The 14,794-nt window shown below is 45.3% G+C and carries 19 protein-coding genes; all 19 read left to right on the top strand.

The genetic code is table 11. The features are described 5' to 3' along the window. Positions 1-19 precede the first annotated feature (19 nt). The 19 genes from cbiB to recN all read left to right on the top strand — a co-directional run bounded on the left by cbiB (position 20) and on the right by recN (position 14,722). A complete protein-coding gene (gene cbiB / locus HNR45_RS01130) occupies positions 20-961 on the top strand; it encodes an adenosylcobinamide-phosphate synthase CbiB (RefSeq protein ID WP_306769712.1) in 942 nt (313 codons plus the stop codon). Next, the gene (gene cobS, locus HNR45_RS01125) at positions 958-1,710 is read left to right on the top strand and encodes an adenosylcobinamide-GDP ribazoletransferase (protein ID WP_024049239.1); all 753 of its coding nucleotides are present in this window, start codon (positions 958-960) and stop codon (positions 1,708-1,710) included. Before cbiB ends, cobS begins: the two co-directional genes overlap by 4 nt. Further along, positions 1,695-2,564: a GHMP family kinase ATP-binding protein gene (locus HNR45_RS01120; RefSeq protein WP_159821904.1), complete on the top strand. Its 870-nt coding sequence runs from the start codon at positions 1,695-1,697 to the stop codon at positions 2,562-2,564. The genes cobS and HNR45_RS01120 overlap by 16 nt, the downstream gene beginning before the upstream one ends. Beyond that, positions 2,548-3,624: a pyridoxal phosphate-dependent aminotransferase gene (locus HNR45_RS01115; RefSeq protein ID WP_024049237.1), complete on the top strand. Its 1,077-nt coding sequence runs from the start codon at positions 2,548-2,550 to the stop codon at positions 3,622-3,624. Before HNR45_RS01120 ends, HNR45_RS01115 begins: the two co-directional genes overlap by 17 nt. After that, positions 3,621-4,238, top strand: coding sequence for an alpha-ribazole phosphatase (gene cobC / locus HNR45_RS01110; protein ID WP_159821906.1), 618 nt, complete (start codon positions 3,621-3,623; stop codon positions 4,236-4,238). Before HNR45_RS01115 ends, cobC begins: the two co-directional genes overlap by 4 nt. A gap of 67 nt (positions 4,239-4,305) precedes the next feature. Continuing rightward, positions 4,306-5,355, top strand: coding sequence for a M24 family metallopeptidase (locus HNR45_RS01105; protein WP_159821908.1), 1,050 nt, complete (start codon positions 4,306-4,308; stop codon positions 5,353-5,355). 35 nt (positions 5,356-5,390) lie between these two features. After that, positions 5,391-5,948, top strand: coding sequence for an elongation factor P (efp, locus tag HNR45_RS01100; protein WP_024049234.1), 558 nt, complete (start codon positions 5,391-5,393; stop codon positions 5,946-5,948). 58 nt (positions 5,949-6,006) lie between these two features. Beyond that, positions 6,007-6,393, top strand: coding sequence for an Asp23/Gls24 family envelope stress response protein (locus tag HNR45_RS01095; protein WP_024049233.1), 387 nt, complete (start codon positions 6,007-6,009; stop codon positions 6,391-6,393). Next, positions 6,380-6,745 (top strand): Asp23/Gls24 family envelope stress response protein, encoded by a 366-nt coding sequence (locus HNR45_RS01090; protein WP_036467705.1) that lies wholly within the window; start codon positions 6,380-6,382, stop codon positions 6,743-6,745. Before HNR45_RS01095 ends, HNR45_RS01090 begins: the two co-directional genes overlap by 14 nt. Then, a complete protein-coding gene (gene nusB, locus HNR45_RS01085; protein ID WP_159821910.1) occupies positions 6,742-7,131 on the top strand; it encodes a transcription antitermination factor NusB in 390 nt (129 codons plus the stop codon). Before HNR45_RS01090 ends, nusB begins: the two co-directional genes overlap by 4 nt. 2 nt (positions 7,132-7,133) lie before the next feature. Next, on the top strand, positions 7,134-8,084 hold the full coding sequence (locus tag HNR45_RS01080; protein ID WP_024049230.1) for a glycoprotease: 951 nt from the start codon (positions 7,134-7,136) through the stop codon (positions 8,082-8,084). Then, entirely contained in the window at positions 8,066-9,271 is a 1,206-nt protein-coding gene (xseA, locus tag HNR45_RS01075; protein WP_024049229.1) for an exodeoxyribonuclease VII large subunit, read from the top strand. Before HNR45_RS01080 ends, xseA begins: the two co-directional genes overlap by 19 nt. Next, positions 9,268-9,507, top strand: a complete 240-nt coding sequence (gene xseB / locus HNR45_RS01070; RefSeq protein WP_024049228.1) for an exodeoxyribonuclease VII small subunit — start codon at positions 9,268-9,270, stop codon at positions 9,505-9,507. Before xseA ends, xseB begins: the two co-directional genes overlap by 4 nt. Then, positions 9,494-10,378, top strand: coding sequence for a polyprenyl synthetase family protein (locus tag HNR45_RS01065; protein ID WP_159821912.1), 885 nt, complete (start codon positions 9,494-9,496; stop codon positions 10,376-10,378). The genes xseB and HNR45_RS01065 overlap by 14 nt, the downstream gene beginning before the upstream one ends. A gap of 12 nt (positions 10,379-10,390) precedes the next feature. After that, positions 10,391-10,846 (top strand): divergent PAP2 family protein, encoded by a 456-nt coding sequence (locus HNR45_RS01060; protein ID WP_024049226.1) that lies wholly within the window; start codon positions 10,391-10,393, stop codon positions 10,844-10,846. A 1-nt stretch (position 10,847) separates the two neighbouring features. Next, positions 10,848-11,639, top strand: coding sequence for a TlyA family RNA methyltransferase (locus HNR45_RS01055; protein WP_024049225.1), 792 nt, complete (start codon positions 10,848-10,850; stop codon positions 11,637-11,639). A 15-nt stretch (positions 11,640-11,654) separates the two neighbouring features. Continuing rightward, complete coding sequence (locus HNR45_RS01050; protein ID WP_024049224.1) at positions 11,655-12,542, top strand: NAD(+)/NADH kinase; 888 nt, start codon at positions 11,655-11,657, stop codon at positions 12,540-12,542. A 29-nt stretch (positions 12,543-12,571) separates the two neighbouring features. Beyond that, entirely contained in the window at positions 12,572-13,033 is a 462-nt protein-coding gene (gene argR / locus HNR45_RS01045) for an arginine repressor (RefSeq protein ID WP_159821914.1), read from the top strand. 6 nt (positions 13,034-13,039) lie between these two features. After that, positions 13,040-14,722 (top strand): DNA repair protein RecN, encoded by a 1,683-nt coding sequence (recN, locus tag HNR45_RS01040; RefSeq protein ID WP_159821916.1) that lies wholly within the window; start codon positions 13,040-13,042, stop codon positions 14,720-14,722. Positions 14,723-14,794 lie beyond the last annotated feature (72 nt).

Below are 14,794 nucleotides of genomic sequence, written 5' to 3'. Positions count from 1 at the left end.
CGCCTACTTATATTGCGCGGTGCCATTTTTGGCGCTGATAGTCGATACTTTCATCGGTGATCCCCGCAGTCGTTTTCATCCGGTTGTTTTGATCGGCAAAGCGATAAGTTTTTGGGAGTCCGTTTTTTTCCGTCCCGCAGCCGGTGCTAAAAAGATGATTTCTGACGGCGTATTTTTGGTTATCGCCGTTTTATTGAGTGTAGCTTTACCGGTGTATATGATTCTGTTCATTTTGGCGGAAATTCATTATACAGCGTATATTATTGGTTGTATTTTCATTCTTTACATCACGATTACACCGCATGCTTTGGCTCGTGATGCAAAAAAAATTTATCGCTGCCTTGCCGATAGAAATCTTCCGGAAGCACGTCGCCAAGTAAGTTGGATAGTGGGCCGTGATACAGCACACCTGGAGGAAAGTGAAATTGCCCGCGCTACGATTGAAACCGTAGCAGAAAATATTGTCGATGGGATCATTTCACCGCTATTCTATTTCTGGTTGCTGGGACCGCTGGGGGCCGCTCTATATCGTGCGATCAATACCATGGATTCGATGGTGGGATATAAGAATGAGCGGTATCTGTATTTCGGTCGCGCAGCGGCAAAGCTGGATGATGTGGTCAACTGGGTGCCGGCTCGTTTGACGGCAGGATTACTGTTGGTGAGCAGTGCCGTACTGGGATTTTCAGCTCGGCAGGCCTGGTTGATGATGCGTCGCGATGCGCATACACATCCCAGTCCGAATGGCGGTTACAGTGAAGCCACTGTTGCGGGCGCACTGGGGATTCGTCTGGGAGGCTATAATCAATACCAGGGGAAAACGGAATTTCGGAGTTACATGGGCGATCCCCATGAGAAAATTCAGCGCTTTCATATTCGTAAGACAGTGCAGTTAATGTACGCCAGTACTTTTCTCGGGACGCTTTGTATCACGTTGCTATTACTGCTGGGTGAATTATGAAACCTTTTTTAATCGGATTACAATTTTTAACACGTTTTAAAATCGTTCGTCAGGAAGTGTGGCCGGATGATCAATTCGGTGCTTCCGTTGCATATTTCCCCTTAGTCGGTTTGGTCATCGGAATTTTTCTTGCGCTGCTGTATTGGCTCACCGCAAGTTGGGTGGATTCGTTTTTGATGGCGGTATTGCTTGTCTTAGCCGAAATGATTATTACCGGCGGCTTGCACGCAGACGGATTTATGGACACATGTGACGGCTACTTTTCAGGTCGCAGCCGGGAACGAATGCTGGAGATAATGAAAGACAGCCGCGTCGGCTCGGAGGGGATTGTCGGCTTTGTTTTCTTAGTATTGTTAAAAATCGGTTTATACATGAACATCTCCGGACCGCTTTGGCCGTTACTCATCATCATGCCGCTGATCAGTCGCTGGCTGATGAGTTGGACAATTGTACGTTTTCCTTACGCACGGCCACAAGGAATGGGGAAGGCGTTTGCGGACAATGCTCCTGCATACACATTACAGGTAGCTACCGCTTTCCTTTTATTGGCCATCCCGGTGGCCGGACTTAAAAGCATTTTACCGATGCTTTTTGCCTTTGGTTGGATGCAATGGGCGAATATTCATTTCGTCGAAAAGTTAGGCGGCGTTACCGGTGATACCTACGGTGCCATTACAGAAACATCTGAAATTGTTATTTTATTGATTTGGTTATTGCAGGAACGGATCGGTGTATGGAATTTGTTGTAAAATCTCCGGGAGCATGCGGTGAATTAATTCAGGGGCAAATTGACGGCCAAAACTTTTTAGTTACCTGCCCGATTGAACGGTATTCCATTGCAACAGCATGGCCTAAAACGACCACTCAAACCCATGAGCTTCCGTATAAAGCGCAACAAGCTGTAGCGGTGACCAAAGAGTACTTAAGGATTGTGCGGGATATTGATGTGGTATTGTATTCCGAACTGAAGGACGGTAAGGGTATGGCCTCCAGTTCGGCGGATATTAGTGCCGTTTGTTTAGCGGTTGCCTTAGCTGCCGGACGACATTTGTCGATGCAAGAATTGGCGCGTTTAGCACTGTCTATTGAGCCCAGCGATGCCATCTTTTATCCGGGCATTGTTCAGTTTGACCATTTGCAAGGACATTTTTTACGGCCGCTCGGTCATTTTCCGGAAGCCTATATTTGCATTTTTGATCAAGGCGGAGTGATCGACACAGTAGAATTTAATGCCCGCGAAGATTTGATCAGTAAGCGCGCCGCTAAAGAAAAAGAAATACAAAAAGCCCTTACCTTATTGGTAGAAGGTTTACGTAAGGGTGATATGATAAAAATCGGAACAGCCGCCACAATGAGTGCCTATGCCAATCAGAGAATATTGCCGCGTCCGTATCTTGCAGATTTGGACGCGTGGGGGAAAGCGTTAGGTGCTAACGGCGTTATTGTTGCGCATAGCGGTACCGTTTGCGGTTTACTATTGACAGATCTCAAAAAGTTGGACGATATTCGCAAGGGTCTGTCGGTTGAGTTTGGCAATACACTGACATTTTTAGACTGTGTAAAAGTTTATAATGGAGGCATACATTTTGTCCGCAGATCTTGATGCACTATATACTTCGTTCCAACATGGCGGCAATATTTATGCATTGCCGCCATCTGTACGGGAGCAAGTAGAAGACTTCAGTGCCAATATCAATCCGTTAGGCCTTTCGCCGGAAGGCGTGGAGGCGTTACAGGATTGGCCAACCTTGGCTTTGCATTATCCGGAACCCAATAATAGGACGTTACGAAAAGCACTGTCCCGGTTTTATCAACACGATGAGGCCGGAGTTGTACTTGGCAACGGAGCTACGGAACTTTTATTTACTGTCTTTAGATATTGGCGGCCGTCTACCGTTTGGATCCCCGTGCCGACATTCAGTGAATATGCACGGGCGGCTATTTCGGTCGGAGCGGAAATTCGCCAAATTGCATGGGAAGATATCCCAAACAGTGTGACGAAGATGAGCAAGGGGGAAGTCCTTTGCATTTGCTCACCCAATAATCCGACCGGCGTATATACCGATGTCAGTCAACTAAAGAAGTGGTTACAAGCGGCACGCACACGTGGCGCACGTATTCTGGTGGACGAGTCGTTTATTGATTTTAATCCTGATCTGGATACGGCCAGAAGCCTTGTCGATAAACGGGATGACTTTGTGGTTTTACATTCGTTGACAAAATTTTGGGGCATCCCTGGCTTGCGGGCCGGCGTCATGTTTACTGCGCCGGAATTAGCGGAAACCATGCATGCTGATCTCGACATTTGGAATGTAAATGCTCTGGCGGCTTCTTATTTAAAAGCCGCCTTGAATGATATAGAGTATTTTCAAAATACGCAAAAATTTGTCTATGAGGAAAAAAAGCGTGTATATGAAAAATATACAGCGCTCCCGGAACTTTTTATATATCCGCCTACAGCTAATTTTATTCTGCTGAATTTGCAGAGAAAACTCACGGCTGCTGAACTTACCGAACGTTTATTGGCGCAGGGCTTAATGATTCGCAATTGTGACAATTATCCCGGCCTTGATTCGTACCATGTACGGATTGCTATTCGTCAGGCCGCCGCCAATGACAGGTTGTTTGCGGCTATTTCTAAGGAGGTATCGCAGTCCTCGTGATTACACTTTATTTGATTCGCCACGGTGAAACCGTTTGGAATTTTTCCGGTCAGTATCAAGGCGTGACGGATGTCGCGCTGAGTGATTTAGGGCGTCGGCAGGCACAATGTTTGGTGGATTATTTTGCCGATTTGCCATTAGACGCCATTTATTCGAGTGATTTAGAGCGTGCTGTGGAAACGGCACAACCTTTGGCCATATCCAAAGGTCTTACTGTTGAATTACGTTCGGGATTACGAGAAATTAATTTCGGTGACTGGGAAGGTCTTACCTATGAGCAGATTAATTCCAAGTGGCCGGGAAGCATTGAGCATATGTATGCCAATGCGTCAAGCGTGCGTATTTCCAACGGAGAGTCGTTTGGCGATGTTCAGCATCGTGCCGCGAAAACGATCGAAGAGATCACTCATAATCATCCGGATGAGGCGGTAGCCATTGTATGTCACGGCGGCACTATCCGCTGTATTTTGTGTACTTTACTTGGTTTAGATCTGGACCTCGCCTGGAATTTTCGGCAGGCGAATGCCAATGTTACCATGATCGAATATTATGGCGATCGCAACTTGTTGGCACTTCTCAATGACACGCATCATTTAAAAAAAATTATAAGTTAAAATCATAGTTTTTAAATACTTTTTATGGTAATATTATGTTGAATAAATATACAGGAAGGCGTTATACATGGTAGCTCAAAATCACCTTCCCAAACCACAGGATCATTCTGCCATTTGGGTGCATAAAGATGAGAACGTCAGATTTCTGAGTGATTTTACCGGTGACAGCACCGAACTTTTAATTACACCGCAAAGACATCTTTTAATCACCGATTCCAGGTATACGGAACAGGCGACGGCGGAGGCTGAAGATTGGGAAGTTGTCAATCATCAAGGACAATTATATGCCACCATCAGTAAAATCTTACAAGAGGAAAATATATCCTTATTATCGGTAGAAGCAAGTTCATTATCGGTAATGGCATATTGGAAGTTGCAAGAACAGTGTCCTGAACTAGTCATAAATAACATCGATTTAGATCCATTGCGTCAAGTCAAAATAGATACGGAGCTTTACTATTTAAAAAGAGCCGCACAAATGGCGGCGAATGCGTTACATGATATTTTACCGCAGATCGCAGCACAACGCACCGAAAATGAAGTACGTATTGCTTTGGAACAGGCCATGCTTGCGCATGGTTCGGAACATACCGCGTTTGCTACGATTGTTGCTTCGGGTAAACGTTCCGCATTGCCGCATGGTACGGCAACCGACAAGCGCATTGAGATCGGTGACTTCGTGACGATCGATTTTGGCGCAGTGTATCGCGGCTATCATTCTGATATGACACGCACCTTTGTGATCGGTTCAGCAAGCGATCGACAGAGACAACTATATGACGCGGTCGCACACGTACAAAGAGAAAGTGTAAAAAAAGTTCGAAGCGGTGTAGCGGCCCACACTATCGATGCATTTGCGCGACAGGAATTCGTGAAGGCAGGGCTGAATCAATATTTCATTCATTCGCTTGGCCATGGGGTAGGGTTGGAAATACATGAGTTACCTACACTATCACCGAAATGTGAAACCGTGTTGGAACCTAATATGGTAGTTACCGTAGAGCCGGGGATATATATATCCGGATATGGCGGTATACGGATTGAAGATACAGTAGTGGTAAAAGAGGGAGAACCTGAGGTAATCACGCTTTTCCCCCATGAATTAATGGAGCTTTAAAAGTCAATAGAGTATTTGAAGTGGAGGCTTAACAGATGATTTCTAGTAACGATTTTCGCCCGGGTGTAACGATTGAAATTGACAATCAAGTATGGCAGGTAGTGGATTTCCAGCACGTTAAACCAGGTAAGGGGGCCGCTTTCGTACGTGCCAAAATCAAAAACTTGCAAACCGGTGCGGTCATAGAACGCACCTTTAACGCGGGTGAAAAATTACCGAAAGCGCAAGTGGATCGACGCCCGATGCAATATCTTTATGCAGACGGTGACAGCTTCAATTTCATGGATACAGAAACCTATGATCAGGTTATGCTGACGAAAGATCAGTTAACGGAAGCTCTGAATTTTTTGAAAGAAAATATGGAAATCACGGTACTGTTCTTTAACGGCACAATTATCGGTGTTGAGCTGCCAAACTCTGTAGATTTGACGGTAGTTGAAACAGACCCGGGAATTCGTGGAGATACGGCTACAGGCGGAACGAAACCGGCAAAATTAGAAACAGGATATGTTGTAAAGGTGCCGATGTTTATTAATGAAGGCGACGTTTTGCGAATTGATACCCGTTCAGGCGCCTACATCGAACGCGCATAATTTTAGAAGTCTACAAAAGCGATGATTTTCATCGCTTTTGTTACATCAAAGGAGATCCATGTCACTTGCAGCAGAGCATACCGAGTGGGGAGATATTCAAATATCCGATCAGGCTCTCGCAGCTATTGTGGGAATAGCTACCAGAGAATTTTCGGATATCGTTGGCATGGAGTCCACATTAATCCATGACATCAGCTCCATGTTCGGAAAAGATCCGAATACACTGGGAGTATCGATTGATTCTAATGAAAACGAAGTAAAAGTGGACCTTTACCTTCGTGTGAGGTATGGTTTGCGAATCCCTGACCTTACTTTGCGATTGCAGGAGGCGGTACGCAGCACTTTGGAAAAGTATACAGGGGTTACCGTACTGGCCATCAATGTATATGTGCAAAGCATTGCTTTTGAACCGATGGAAAGCGTGTCAGACGATGGCACCAAATAACAAAACTACCGACGTAAATATGCAGTTGGCATATAATCTGATGGCCATGAAGATTCGTGATAGGATCATGGCCGAGCCGGGTGTCGCCGCCATTACAGAACATATGATGGATGAATTTATGACATCGCTACCAATGAGTCGCCGTAAGCTGATTCACGGCATTGTTCTAAGCAAACACAAGGATGGTTGGTATATTGCCGTTTCCTTGATTTTGTATTACGGTTATGAAATCATTCCCCTATGTCGTAAGCTGCAGTCAGAAATCATTCAAAAATGGAAAGAAGAAGAGGGAATTACCATTAAAGAAATACAGATTTATATTGAAACCGTTGTAAATGAGGAACCCATATGACCAGAAGACAAGCCAGGATTCAGGCTTTGCAATTGCTCTACAGTCATGAAATCAATCCTGAGGCGGAAAAATCTGTATTACCGGATCAGGAGAGTAGCGGTCATGATGAATATGCGCAAAAAATAATCACTGCTGTTGATCAAAATCAAACGGCGATTGATGTTCTTATCAATCGATACAGTAAAAACTGGAACACTGCACAAATGAATAAAGTGGATCTGGTGCTACTGCGGATGGCGATTGCGGAAAGTAAATATATTGAGGACGAGGAACTGACACCAGCTATTATCATCAATGAAGCGTTGGATTTAACACGCCAATATTCTACCGATGAAGCCGTACGATTTGTTAACGGAGTATTGGATGCTGCCATGAAAGATTCCTGATTATGCATGCACTCGGCATTGATACCAGTTGTTACACTACATCCGTAGCTATTGTCAATGAAAAATTCGAAGTCGTGACACAAGCACGACGCCTTTTAAAGGTTAAGGCGGGAAAACGCGGTCTTTCTCAATCCGAAATGCTTTACCAACATGTTCGTAATTTGCCGGAGTTGATCATGCAATTGCGGCAAGAATACGCCGGAAAGATAGATGTGATTGGCGTGTCCGCTGTTCCGCGTCGTCGGGAAGATTCCTATATGCCGGCTTTTTTGGCCGGATTAGGAACAGCGCATTCGCTGGCAAGTGTCTTACGTGTTCCTTTGTACCGCTTCAGTCATCAGGAAAATCACGTTTTTGCAGCCATTCGCGATTACCCGGAACTTTGGCAGGAGCCGCTTTATATGCTGCATCTGAGCGGCGGCACTACCGATTGGTTGGAAGTGAAATGGCAAACGGAGGGACTTGCCATTGCCGAGTTGGCTACGAGCGACGATATTTCTGCCGGACAGTTGATCGACCGCATTGGCGTCATGTTGGGCTTGCCTTTTCCTGCCGGACCTTCTTTGGAAAGGTTGGCGCAACAAGGGAAACTTTCGTATCGCTTGTCGCTACCGCGAAGACTGGATTCACTCAGTTTTGCCGGTGCGGAAACGCAATTGCGCAAAGTATATGAGAAGGGGGATCTCTCAAAGCAGGATTTAGCGGTATCCGTATTCGATTACATTTGTCGTATTTTAGCCCGTACTGCGAAGCGTTTAAATTTTGAACAAGGACGTCCCTTTATTGCGGTCGGCGGTGTATTTGCAAACATGTATTTGCGCAATGAGTTTTCGGAGATTTTAAGAAATCTTCATTTGCAACCATTTCTTGCAGCACCGGAATACAGTAGCGACAATGCCACCGGCAATGCGTTCGCCGCGGTGAGATATCAATTATGCGCATTCAAACAGTAGCGGAAGTAACATCCTACCTCGAGAAAAAAATAAATACGGATTATCTCCTGCAATCATTATGGATTGAAGGCGTAGTAGCGGAAACAGGACGTTCGGCGCGAGGGCATCTTTTTTTCTCATTGGAAGACCCTGCAACATCATCTCGTATCAGTTGTGTGCTTTGGGCAAGTAAAGCACGTTTATTTGAAAAGATGATCCAGGTCGGCGCAACGGTAGTTGTTTCAGGTAATCTGAACTATCAGTCAGCATACCAAAGCTTGAGGTTGGTTGCCGATCGTGTAAATATTAAAGGTAAATCCGCACAAACATTGGCACGAGAAAAAATGGTGGAAGACTTACGTGCTCGAGGCTTTTTCGCATGGGAACGCAAGCGAAAATTACCGACTCATCCTTCGCGGATCGGTATTGTGACTTCTCCGGAAGGTGCGGTTTTGCATGATTTGAAACGTATGATCAGCCAGCGTAATCCACTCGTGAAGATTACCGTATTTCCGACACGTGTACAAGGCGCCGAGGCGGCGCAGGAAATTGCGGATGCTATTATATCTGCCAATGCAGAAAAGGAACTTTGCGATATATTAATTATTGCTCGCGGAGGAGGTTCACAGGCAGAACTTGCACCGTATGACAATGAAACGGTTTTGACCGCAGCGTTCCAGTCGCGTATTCCGACGATTTCAGCAATCGGTCATGAAAACGACCACCCGTTGCTTGATTTGGTCACTGACGTTCGTGCCGCGACGCCGACGCATGCCGCGCAACTTGCTGTTCCTGCATTGACGGAGATCGCCGTTGCCTTTCAGCATACTCTGCAACGCTTGTTGACTGCTTGGCAATATTATGATAAACAGCGTACTTACCAATGGCATCAACTCGTTCGGAAGTTTGCTCAAACCGGAGTGACCCAAAGCCATTTAGTATCAGCTCAAATTTGGCAACGACAAAAATGGCGTTTATTTTTAGCAGCGCAATCATTATATGAAAAAGAAAAGAGTCGTCAACAGGAGCAAACGCGGAAACTGATGCAGTTGTCTCCTGAAGAAATGTTTCGTAACGGTTACTTTTGGTTGGAGCAAAACCAACATCGCCTTACCGCGCTTACCGAATGTCACCTTGGCGAAGAACTTACGATTATTGGTGAAAAAGTGAGCATCGTAGCGGAAGTGAAGGAGATTTTAAAGCGATGAATTCTGAATCTAAGGATTTTGAAAAAATCATGCAACGACTGACGGAAATCACTTCGACATTGGAAAGCGGTGAGCTCACATTGGAGCAGGCGCTTGCCTTATTTAAAGAAGGTACTGAACTTGCTCGTGTCGGAGACAGCCTGTTGACGGAATACGGTGAACTTGCGGAAAGCTACCGCAGCGAACTCACTGCTTTACAAAGTGTACAGGACGGAGTCGGCAATGATTCCATTTGAACATTATTTAGAGACACGAAAAGAGGCTGTTGAAACTGCTCTGTACACACTTTTGAAGCCGCAAGATGATGCCTATAAAGTGTTGTTTGAAGCAATGAACTATAGCCTCTTGGGGGGCGGTAAACGCGTTCGCCCCATTCTCTTCCTCAGCACACTGGAAGCATTTGATGTTCCCTTGGATCCGTATTTAAATATCGCTGCAGCCATTGAATGTGTGCATACCTATTCATTGATTCACGATGATTTACCATGTATGGATGATGATGATTATCGTCGCGGCAGGCTGACCAATCACAAAAAATTTACGCCTGCTATTGCGACGCTGGCAGGGGACGGACTGTTAACAGTAGCCTTTGAAATTATAGCCAAATCCGAAAACATTTTGCCAACTATCCGTTTACAATTAGTGCAAATTTTGGCAAAAGCAGCCGGTCCCGACGGGATGGTAGGCGGACAAATTATTGATATGCAAGCGGAAGGACATGCCCAAACTCTTTCGCAACTGCGATTAATGGATGCACTTAAAACCGGGCGCCTCATCACTGCTCCATTGGTAATGGCTGGCGTTATTGCTGCGATCGATGCAGAAGAACAAGCCAAGCTTGCTGCGCTAGGAGATCGTCTCGGCTTACTGTTTCAAATTGTCGATGACATTTTAGATAAAATCGGTGATGAAAAACAACTCGGCAAACGTATCGGTCAGGACGAAAAGCAGTCTAAGTCTACGTATGTACAGCTGCTTGGTTTGGAGGGAGCACAGGAACGGGCGCAATTAGAAGCGCAAAAAGCGGTTAAAATAGTAAGCAAATTGAATTTACAAAATACTTATTTAGCACAGTTTCCTGATTATTTGTTACGAAGAACGATGTAAGGAGAAATAGATTTGGAATTATACATTCGCGATATTGCAAGCAATGTCGTATTTCTCTCCGCTTTTAGCGCATGGCTTATTGCGCAAGTTATAAAAGTTATTTTATTTTTAGTAAAACATCATCGCTTTGATGTTGAGCGCTTGGTCGGATCCGGCGGTATGCCGAGTTCACATAGTGCTTTGGTAGTGGCTCTCTGCTGTTCGATCGGCATTCAGGAAGGAATCAGCTCCAATCTCTTCGCGCTGGCTTTCTTTTTTGCCACCATCGTGATGTACGATGCCGCCGGAGTGCGTCGTGCGGCCGGTAAACAGGCTAAATTTCTGAATGAATTAATTCATGAATTTATGGCAGGGCACCCATTTAATGATGTGAAGTTTAAAGAACTGCTTGGGCATACACCCTTGGAGGTTTTTGCCGGCGCATTGTTGGGAATTGCGGTAGCGTATTCTTACTACCTGTGGTATTGATATGAAATCCAAGGAACGATTAGACCTCTTGCTGGTTAATAAAGGTTTCTTTACAAGTCGTGAAAAAGCACGCCGGTATATTATGACGGGAGATGTCCTGGTGGACGATGTACCGATTGATAAGCCGGGGACGAAAGTCAATTTGACCGCAGCCATTCGTCTGCGCAAGCCGCCTCTTCGCTATGTCGGTCGTGGTGGGCTCAAACTGGAAAAAGGGTTAGAAGTATTTTCATTACCGTTGGATGGTAAAATTATGCTTGATATCGGGGCCTCTACCGGGGGCTTTACCGATTGCGCTCTTCAACATGGGGCGGCGAAGGTGTATGCAGTCGATGTGGGGTATGGGCAGTTGGCATGGTCCTTGCGTAATTCTCCGCAAGTCGTCAATCTGGAGCGCACTAATATGCGTGACGTTACCGCTGATCTGATTCCAGAGCCGCTTGATTTCGTTGGTTGCGATGTTTCATTCATTTCTGTCACAAAAGTATTGCCGCCCGCATATCCATTATTGAAAGATAGCGGCGATGCTGTGATTTTAATCAAGCCGCAGTTTGAAGCTGGACCGGAAAAAGTAGGTAAAGGCGGTGTCATTAAATCGTCTGCCGTTCATCGCGAAGTGCTGATTAACGTTTTATCGGACATTGAACAGTTGGGATTTTTCATTTGGGGTTTAACAGATTCGCCGATTCGCGGAGCAGACGGTAATCGAGAATTTTTAACATGGCTGCGTAAGGAAGTACCGTCACCGAACTTTTTTAATTGGCAACAGACGATCATACAGCTGACGCAGTAAGAAAGGTTAATCATTATGCTGGTAGGAATTTTTCCAAATTTATCCAAAAAAAATATAGAGCATCATGTCAATGATTTGTGCAAACACTTGAAGAATGCGGATATAGATTTCTACATCATTGATTCTTATCGTGAAGAAGCGCAGCAGCGAGAGTACCATTTCACCGATAATCGCTGGGCTTCTTTGCAGGAAATGCAGGACTCTATGGATATGGCATTTACGCTCGGCGGCGATGGTACATTAATCAGCGTAGCCAAGTTGTTACTGCCGTATGATATTCCGCTTTGCGGTGTTAATTTAGGAGAGCTGGGCTTTTTAAATATGATTGAACCGGACGAATTGGATACACGTCTGGAACAAATCAAAGCGGGCGATTATAAAATCTGGCACCGCAGTCTTTTAGCTTCGGCCATTCTGCACGAAAGCGGTCAAGTTCAGCAGCTTCCCGCCGCCATGAATGAAGTGGTAATCGGTCGCAGCCGGCCGGGACGTATGGCCAGATTGCGCTTATATGTTAACGACGTGTTTGTAGAAGAGTACCCCGCTGACGGCATTATCGTCTCAACCGCAACCGGCTCTACCGGTTATGCGCTATCCTGCGGTGGCCCGATCATGCATCCTAATTTAACTAATATGATGGTCATTCCGATTTGTCCACATCTTTTGAAGAGCTCGCCGCTGATGCTGAATGCCGATGACGAAGTCACCATCACCATGCCGGAACGGGAACGACACCTGTATGCATCCATTGACGGCAACGAATCTTTTTATTTCACGAATGAAAAGAAGCTTTTGATCACTAGACATCCAAATTCATTACCTTTTGTTTACTTTTCCAATCAAAATTTCTTCCGCTTATTATTCCCCAAATTAACCAAATCTATTTATCACGCTGCGCAATAGTTGCTATAGAATGGACGGGATTTTAGAACATGAAGAAAAAATATCGTTACGCGAAAATACGGGATATTATTCAAAAAGAAGTTATTGAAACACAAGAAGAGTTGGCAGCAGCACTTGCTGATGAGGGTGTCAGTGTAACGCAGGCTACGATCTCACGAGATATCAAAGAGCTGATGCTTATTAAAATACCAACGGAAGACGGTCGTTACCGTTATGCAGTTTCCCCCGAGCAGCCGGCATTATTTGCAAAAGATCGGTTTATCAGCTTATTTCAAGGAACTATTACCAGTATTCAGTACAGCGGTAATCTGGTCGTAATTCAAACGTTACCCGGCTCTGCCCAAGCAGTGGCCTATGCCTTGGATAATACCGATATTCAGGAAATTGTTGGTACGATTGCAGGGGATGATACTATCCTTTTGGTCGTTTCGGAAGGAAAAGATCCGAAGAAAGTAAAAGATCGTCTGTATTCATTTTTACGAGAGGCGTGAGCTGCTGTGCTCCAGTCGTTACATATTCGCAATTTTGCGCTCATAGAACAACTGGATATTGAATTTAAGGAAGGCGTAACGGTTTTTACCGGCGAAACCGGTGCCGGCAAGTCGATTCTTTTAGATGCATTGGGAATCGCATTGGGAGATCGCGCCGCCGTCGATTATGTTCGAACCGATACAAAAGAGTTTTTTGTGACCGCTCAATTTGATGTCACGGATATGCCTTCTGTTCAAACCTATTGTAATGAACAAAATATACCACTGGCCGATGACGAGCCATTAATCATTTCTCGACGTTTATCGCAAACCGGTAAAGGACAAATTCTGGTTAACGGTATGCTCACTTCCTTGCGAACCCTTGCAGGTTTAGGATCATTATTGGTCGATATTCACGGGCAAAACGACAATTTGAAATTGCAATCCGATCGATACCAGCTACATGTGCTGGATACCTTCAATCGTGACGGTCGACAACCGGAAGAAATTTATCACAAAGCCTATCAAACTTGGCAGCAAGCGGTCCAACGTCAGCGTAAATTTTTAGAGCAGGAAGAGGAGCGTGAAACACTTCTAGCACGTTTAAATAAAGAAGTAAGAGAGATCTCTGCCGTTAAAATCAATCCTGAAAAGGATACGGATATCGAAGCGGAAATTAAACGACTGACGCATGCGGAAAAGATCACGGCCGCATTGCAAATGGCAAGTCAATTATTGAATGCTTCCGGAGGAAGCCTGGAAACAATTTCACAAGCATTAAACGAGTTGCAAAAGGCGAGTAGCTTCGATGAGGCATTGTTGGCTTCCGTGCAGACCTTGGAGACTGCTTTTTATAATGTAGAAGAGGTCGCACGTAATTTACAGGAGAGTCTTTATACAATCGAGTACTCTCCGGAGCGGTTGGATCAGTTGCAGGAACGGGCCCAGCTTTTAAGAGACTTGCGATTAAAATACGGCGATACACTGGAAGAGATTCTTGTTTACCAAGCGATCATACAAAAAAAGATTATGGAGCTTGAAAATGCGCAGGAAACCGGTGACGCATTAGCACAAGCTGCAGCGGCCGCTTTTCAAGAGGCCCAGACGGCCAGAGATGCTTGGAATGAAACACGATATCGCGCTGCGGCGGAACTAAGCGGAGAAATCGAAATCGCATTGCGCGATTTGGATTTACCGAATGGCAACTTGTCATATTCTCTCATTCCCGGAGATACGTTAACTCCGCAAGGCTTAGCTGAGGCAGAGCTTGTGTTTAGCGCTAATGTCGGTGAGCCGCCAAAATCACTCAGTGAGGTTGGTTCAGGGGGAGAATTGGCACGAATTTCACTGGCCTTAAAAACGGTTCTTGCGGCGCAAATGGACTTGCCGACGCTTGTTTTGGATGAAATCGACGTCGGCATCAGCGGTAACGCGGCGCTACGCGTAGCAGAGAGAATTCATACTCTGGGACAGCATACCCAAGTAATATGCATTACGCATTTGGCACAGACCGCAGCAATTGCACAAACGCATTACCACCTTTACAAGGAAAGCAGCGGGGGACGTACCCAAACGCACTTGGTATCGATTCCGGAATCAGAACGTGCGCAGGAGTTGGCTCGGTTAATTGAAGGGGATCGGTTTACGGGCACAACATTAGATACGGTAACGCGCTGGTTGCAGTATTTCCGTGCAAAAAACAAATCATAAGAACCTGCTAAAAAAGCGAAACATTGTTTTCGCTTTTTTGTTTCATTTTTATTTACGGATTACCTTTGTATA

The organism is Negativicoccus succinicivorans (assembly GCF_014207605.1).
Taxonomy (GTDB): domain Bacteria; phylum Bacillota; class Negativicutes; order Veillonellales; family Negativicoccaceae; genus Negativicoccus; species Negativicoccus succinicivorans.
The sequence above is the reverse complement of the archived record's forward strand: the minus strand, read 5'-3'. Positions and strand labels throughout refer to the sequence as shown.

What these genes read in the sequence shown, in the direction of transcription:
- cobS (WP_024049239.1), top strand. Translation starts at nt 958, where the DNA reads ATGAAACCTTTTTTAATCGGATTACAATTTTTAACACGTTTTAAAATC.
- HNR45_RS01120 (WP_159821904.1), top strand. Translation starts at nt 1,695, where the DNA reads ATGGAATTTGTTGTAAAATCTCCGGGAGCATGCGGTGAATTAATTCAG.
- HNR45_RS01105 (WP_159821908.1), top strand. Translation starts at nt 4,306, where the DNA reads ATGGTAGCTCAAAATCACCTTCCCAAACCACAGGATCATTCTGCCATT.
- efp (WP_024049234.1), top strand. Translation starts at nt 5,391, where the DNA reads ATGATTTCTAGTAACGATTTTCGCCCGGGTGTAACGATTGAAATTGAC.
- HNR45_RS01095 (WP_024049233.1), top strand. Translation starts at nt 6,007, where the DNA reads ATGTCACTTGCAGCAGAGCATACCGAGTGGGGAGATATTCAAATATCC.
- HNR45_RS01090 (WP_036467705.1), top strand. Translation starts at nt 6,380, where the DNA reads ATGGCACCAAATAACAAAACTACCGACGTAAATATGCAGTTGGCATAT.
- nusB (WP_159821910.1), top strand. Translation starts at nt 6,742, where the DNA reads ATGACCAGAAGACAAGCCAGGATTCAGGCTTTGCAATTGCTCTACAGT.
- HNR45_RS01080 (WP_024049230.1), top strand. Translation starts at nt 7,134, where the DNA reads ATGCATGCACTCGGCATTGATACCAGTTGTTACACTACATCCGTAGCT.
- xseA (WP_024049229.1), top strand. Translation starts at nt 8,066, where the DNA reads ATGCGCATTCAAACAGTAGCGGAAGTAACATCCTACCTCGAGAAAAAA.
- xseB (WP_024049228.1), top strand. Translation starts at nt 9,268, where the DNA reads ATGAATTCTGAATCTAAGGATTTTGAAAAAATCATGCAACGACTGACG.
- HNR45_RS01065 (WP_159821912.1), top strand. Translation starts at nt 9,494, where the DNA reads ATGATTCCATTTGAACATTATTTAGAGACACGAAAAGAGGCTGTTGAA.
- HNR45_RS01055 (WP_024049225.1), top strand. Translation starts at nt 10,848, where the DNA reads ATGAAATCCAAGGAACGATTAGACCTCTTGCTGGTTAATAAAGGTTTC.
- HNR45_RS01050 (WP_024049224.1), top strand. Translation starts at nt 11,655, where the DNA reads ATGCTGGTAGGAATTTTTCCAAATTTATCCAAAAAAAATATAGAGCAT.
- argR (WP_159821914.1), top strand. Translation starts at nt 12,572, where the DNA reads ATGAAGAAAAAATATCGTTACGCGAAAATACGGGATATTATTCAAAAA.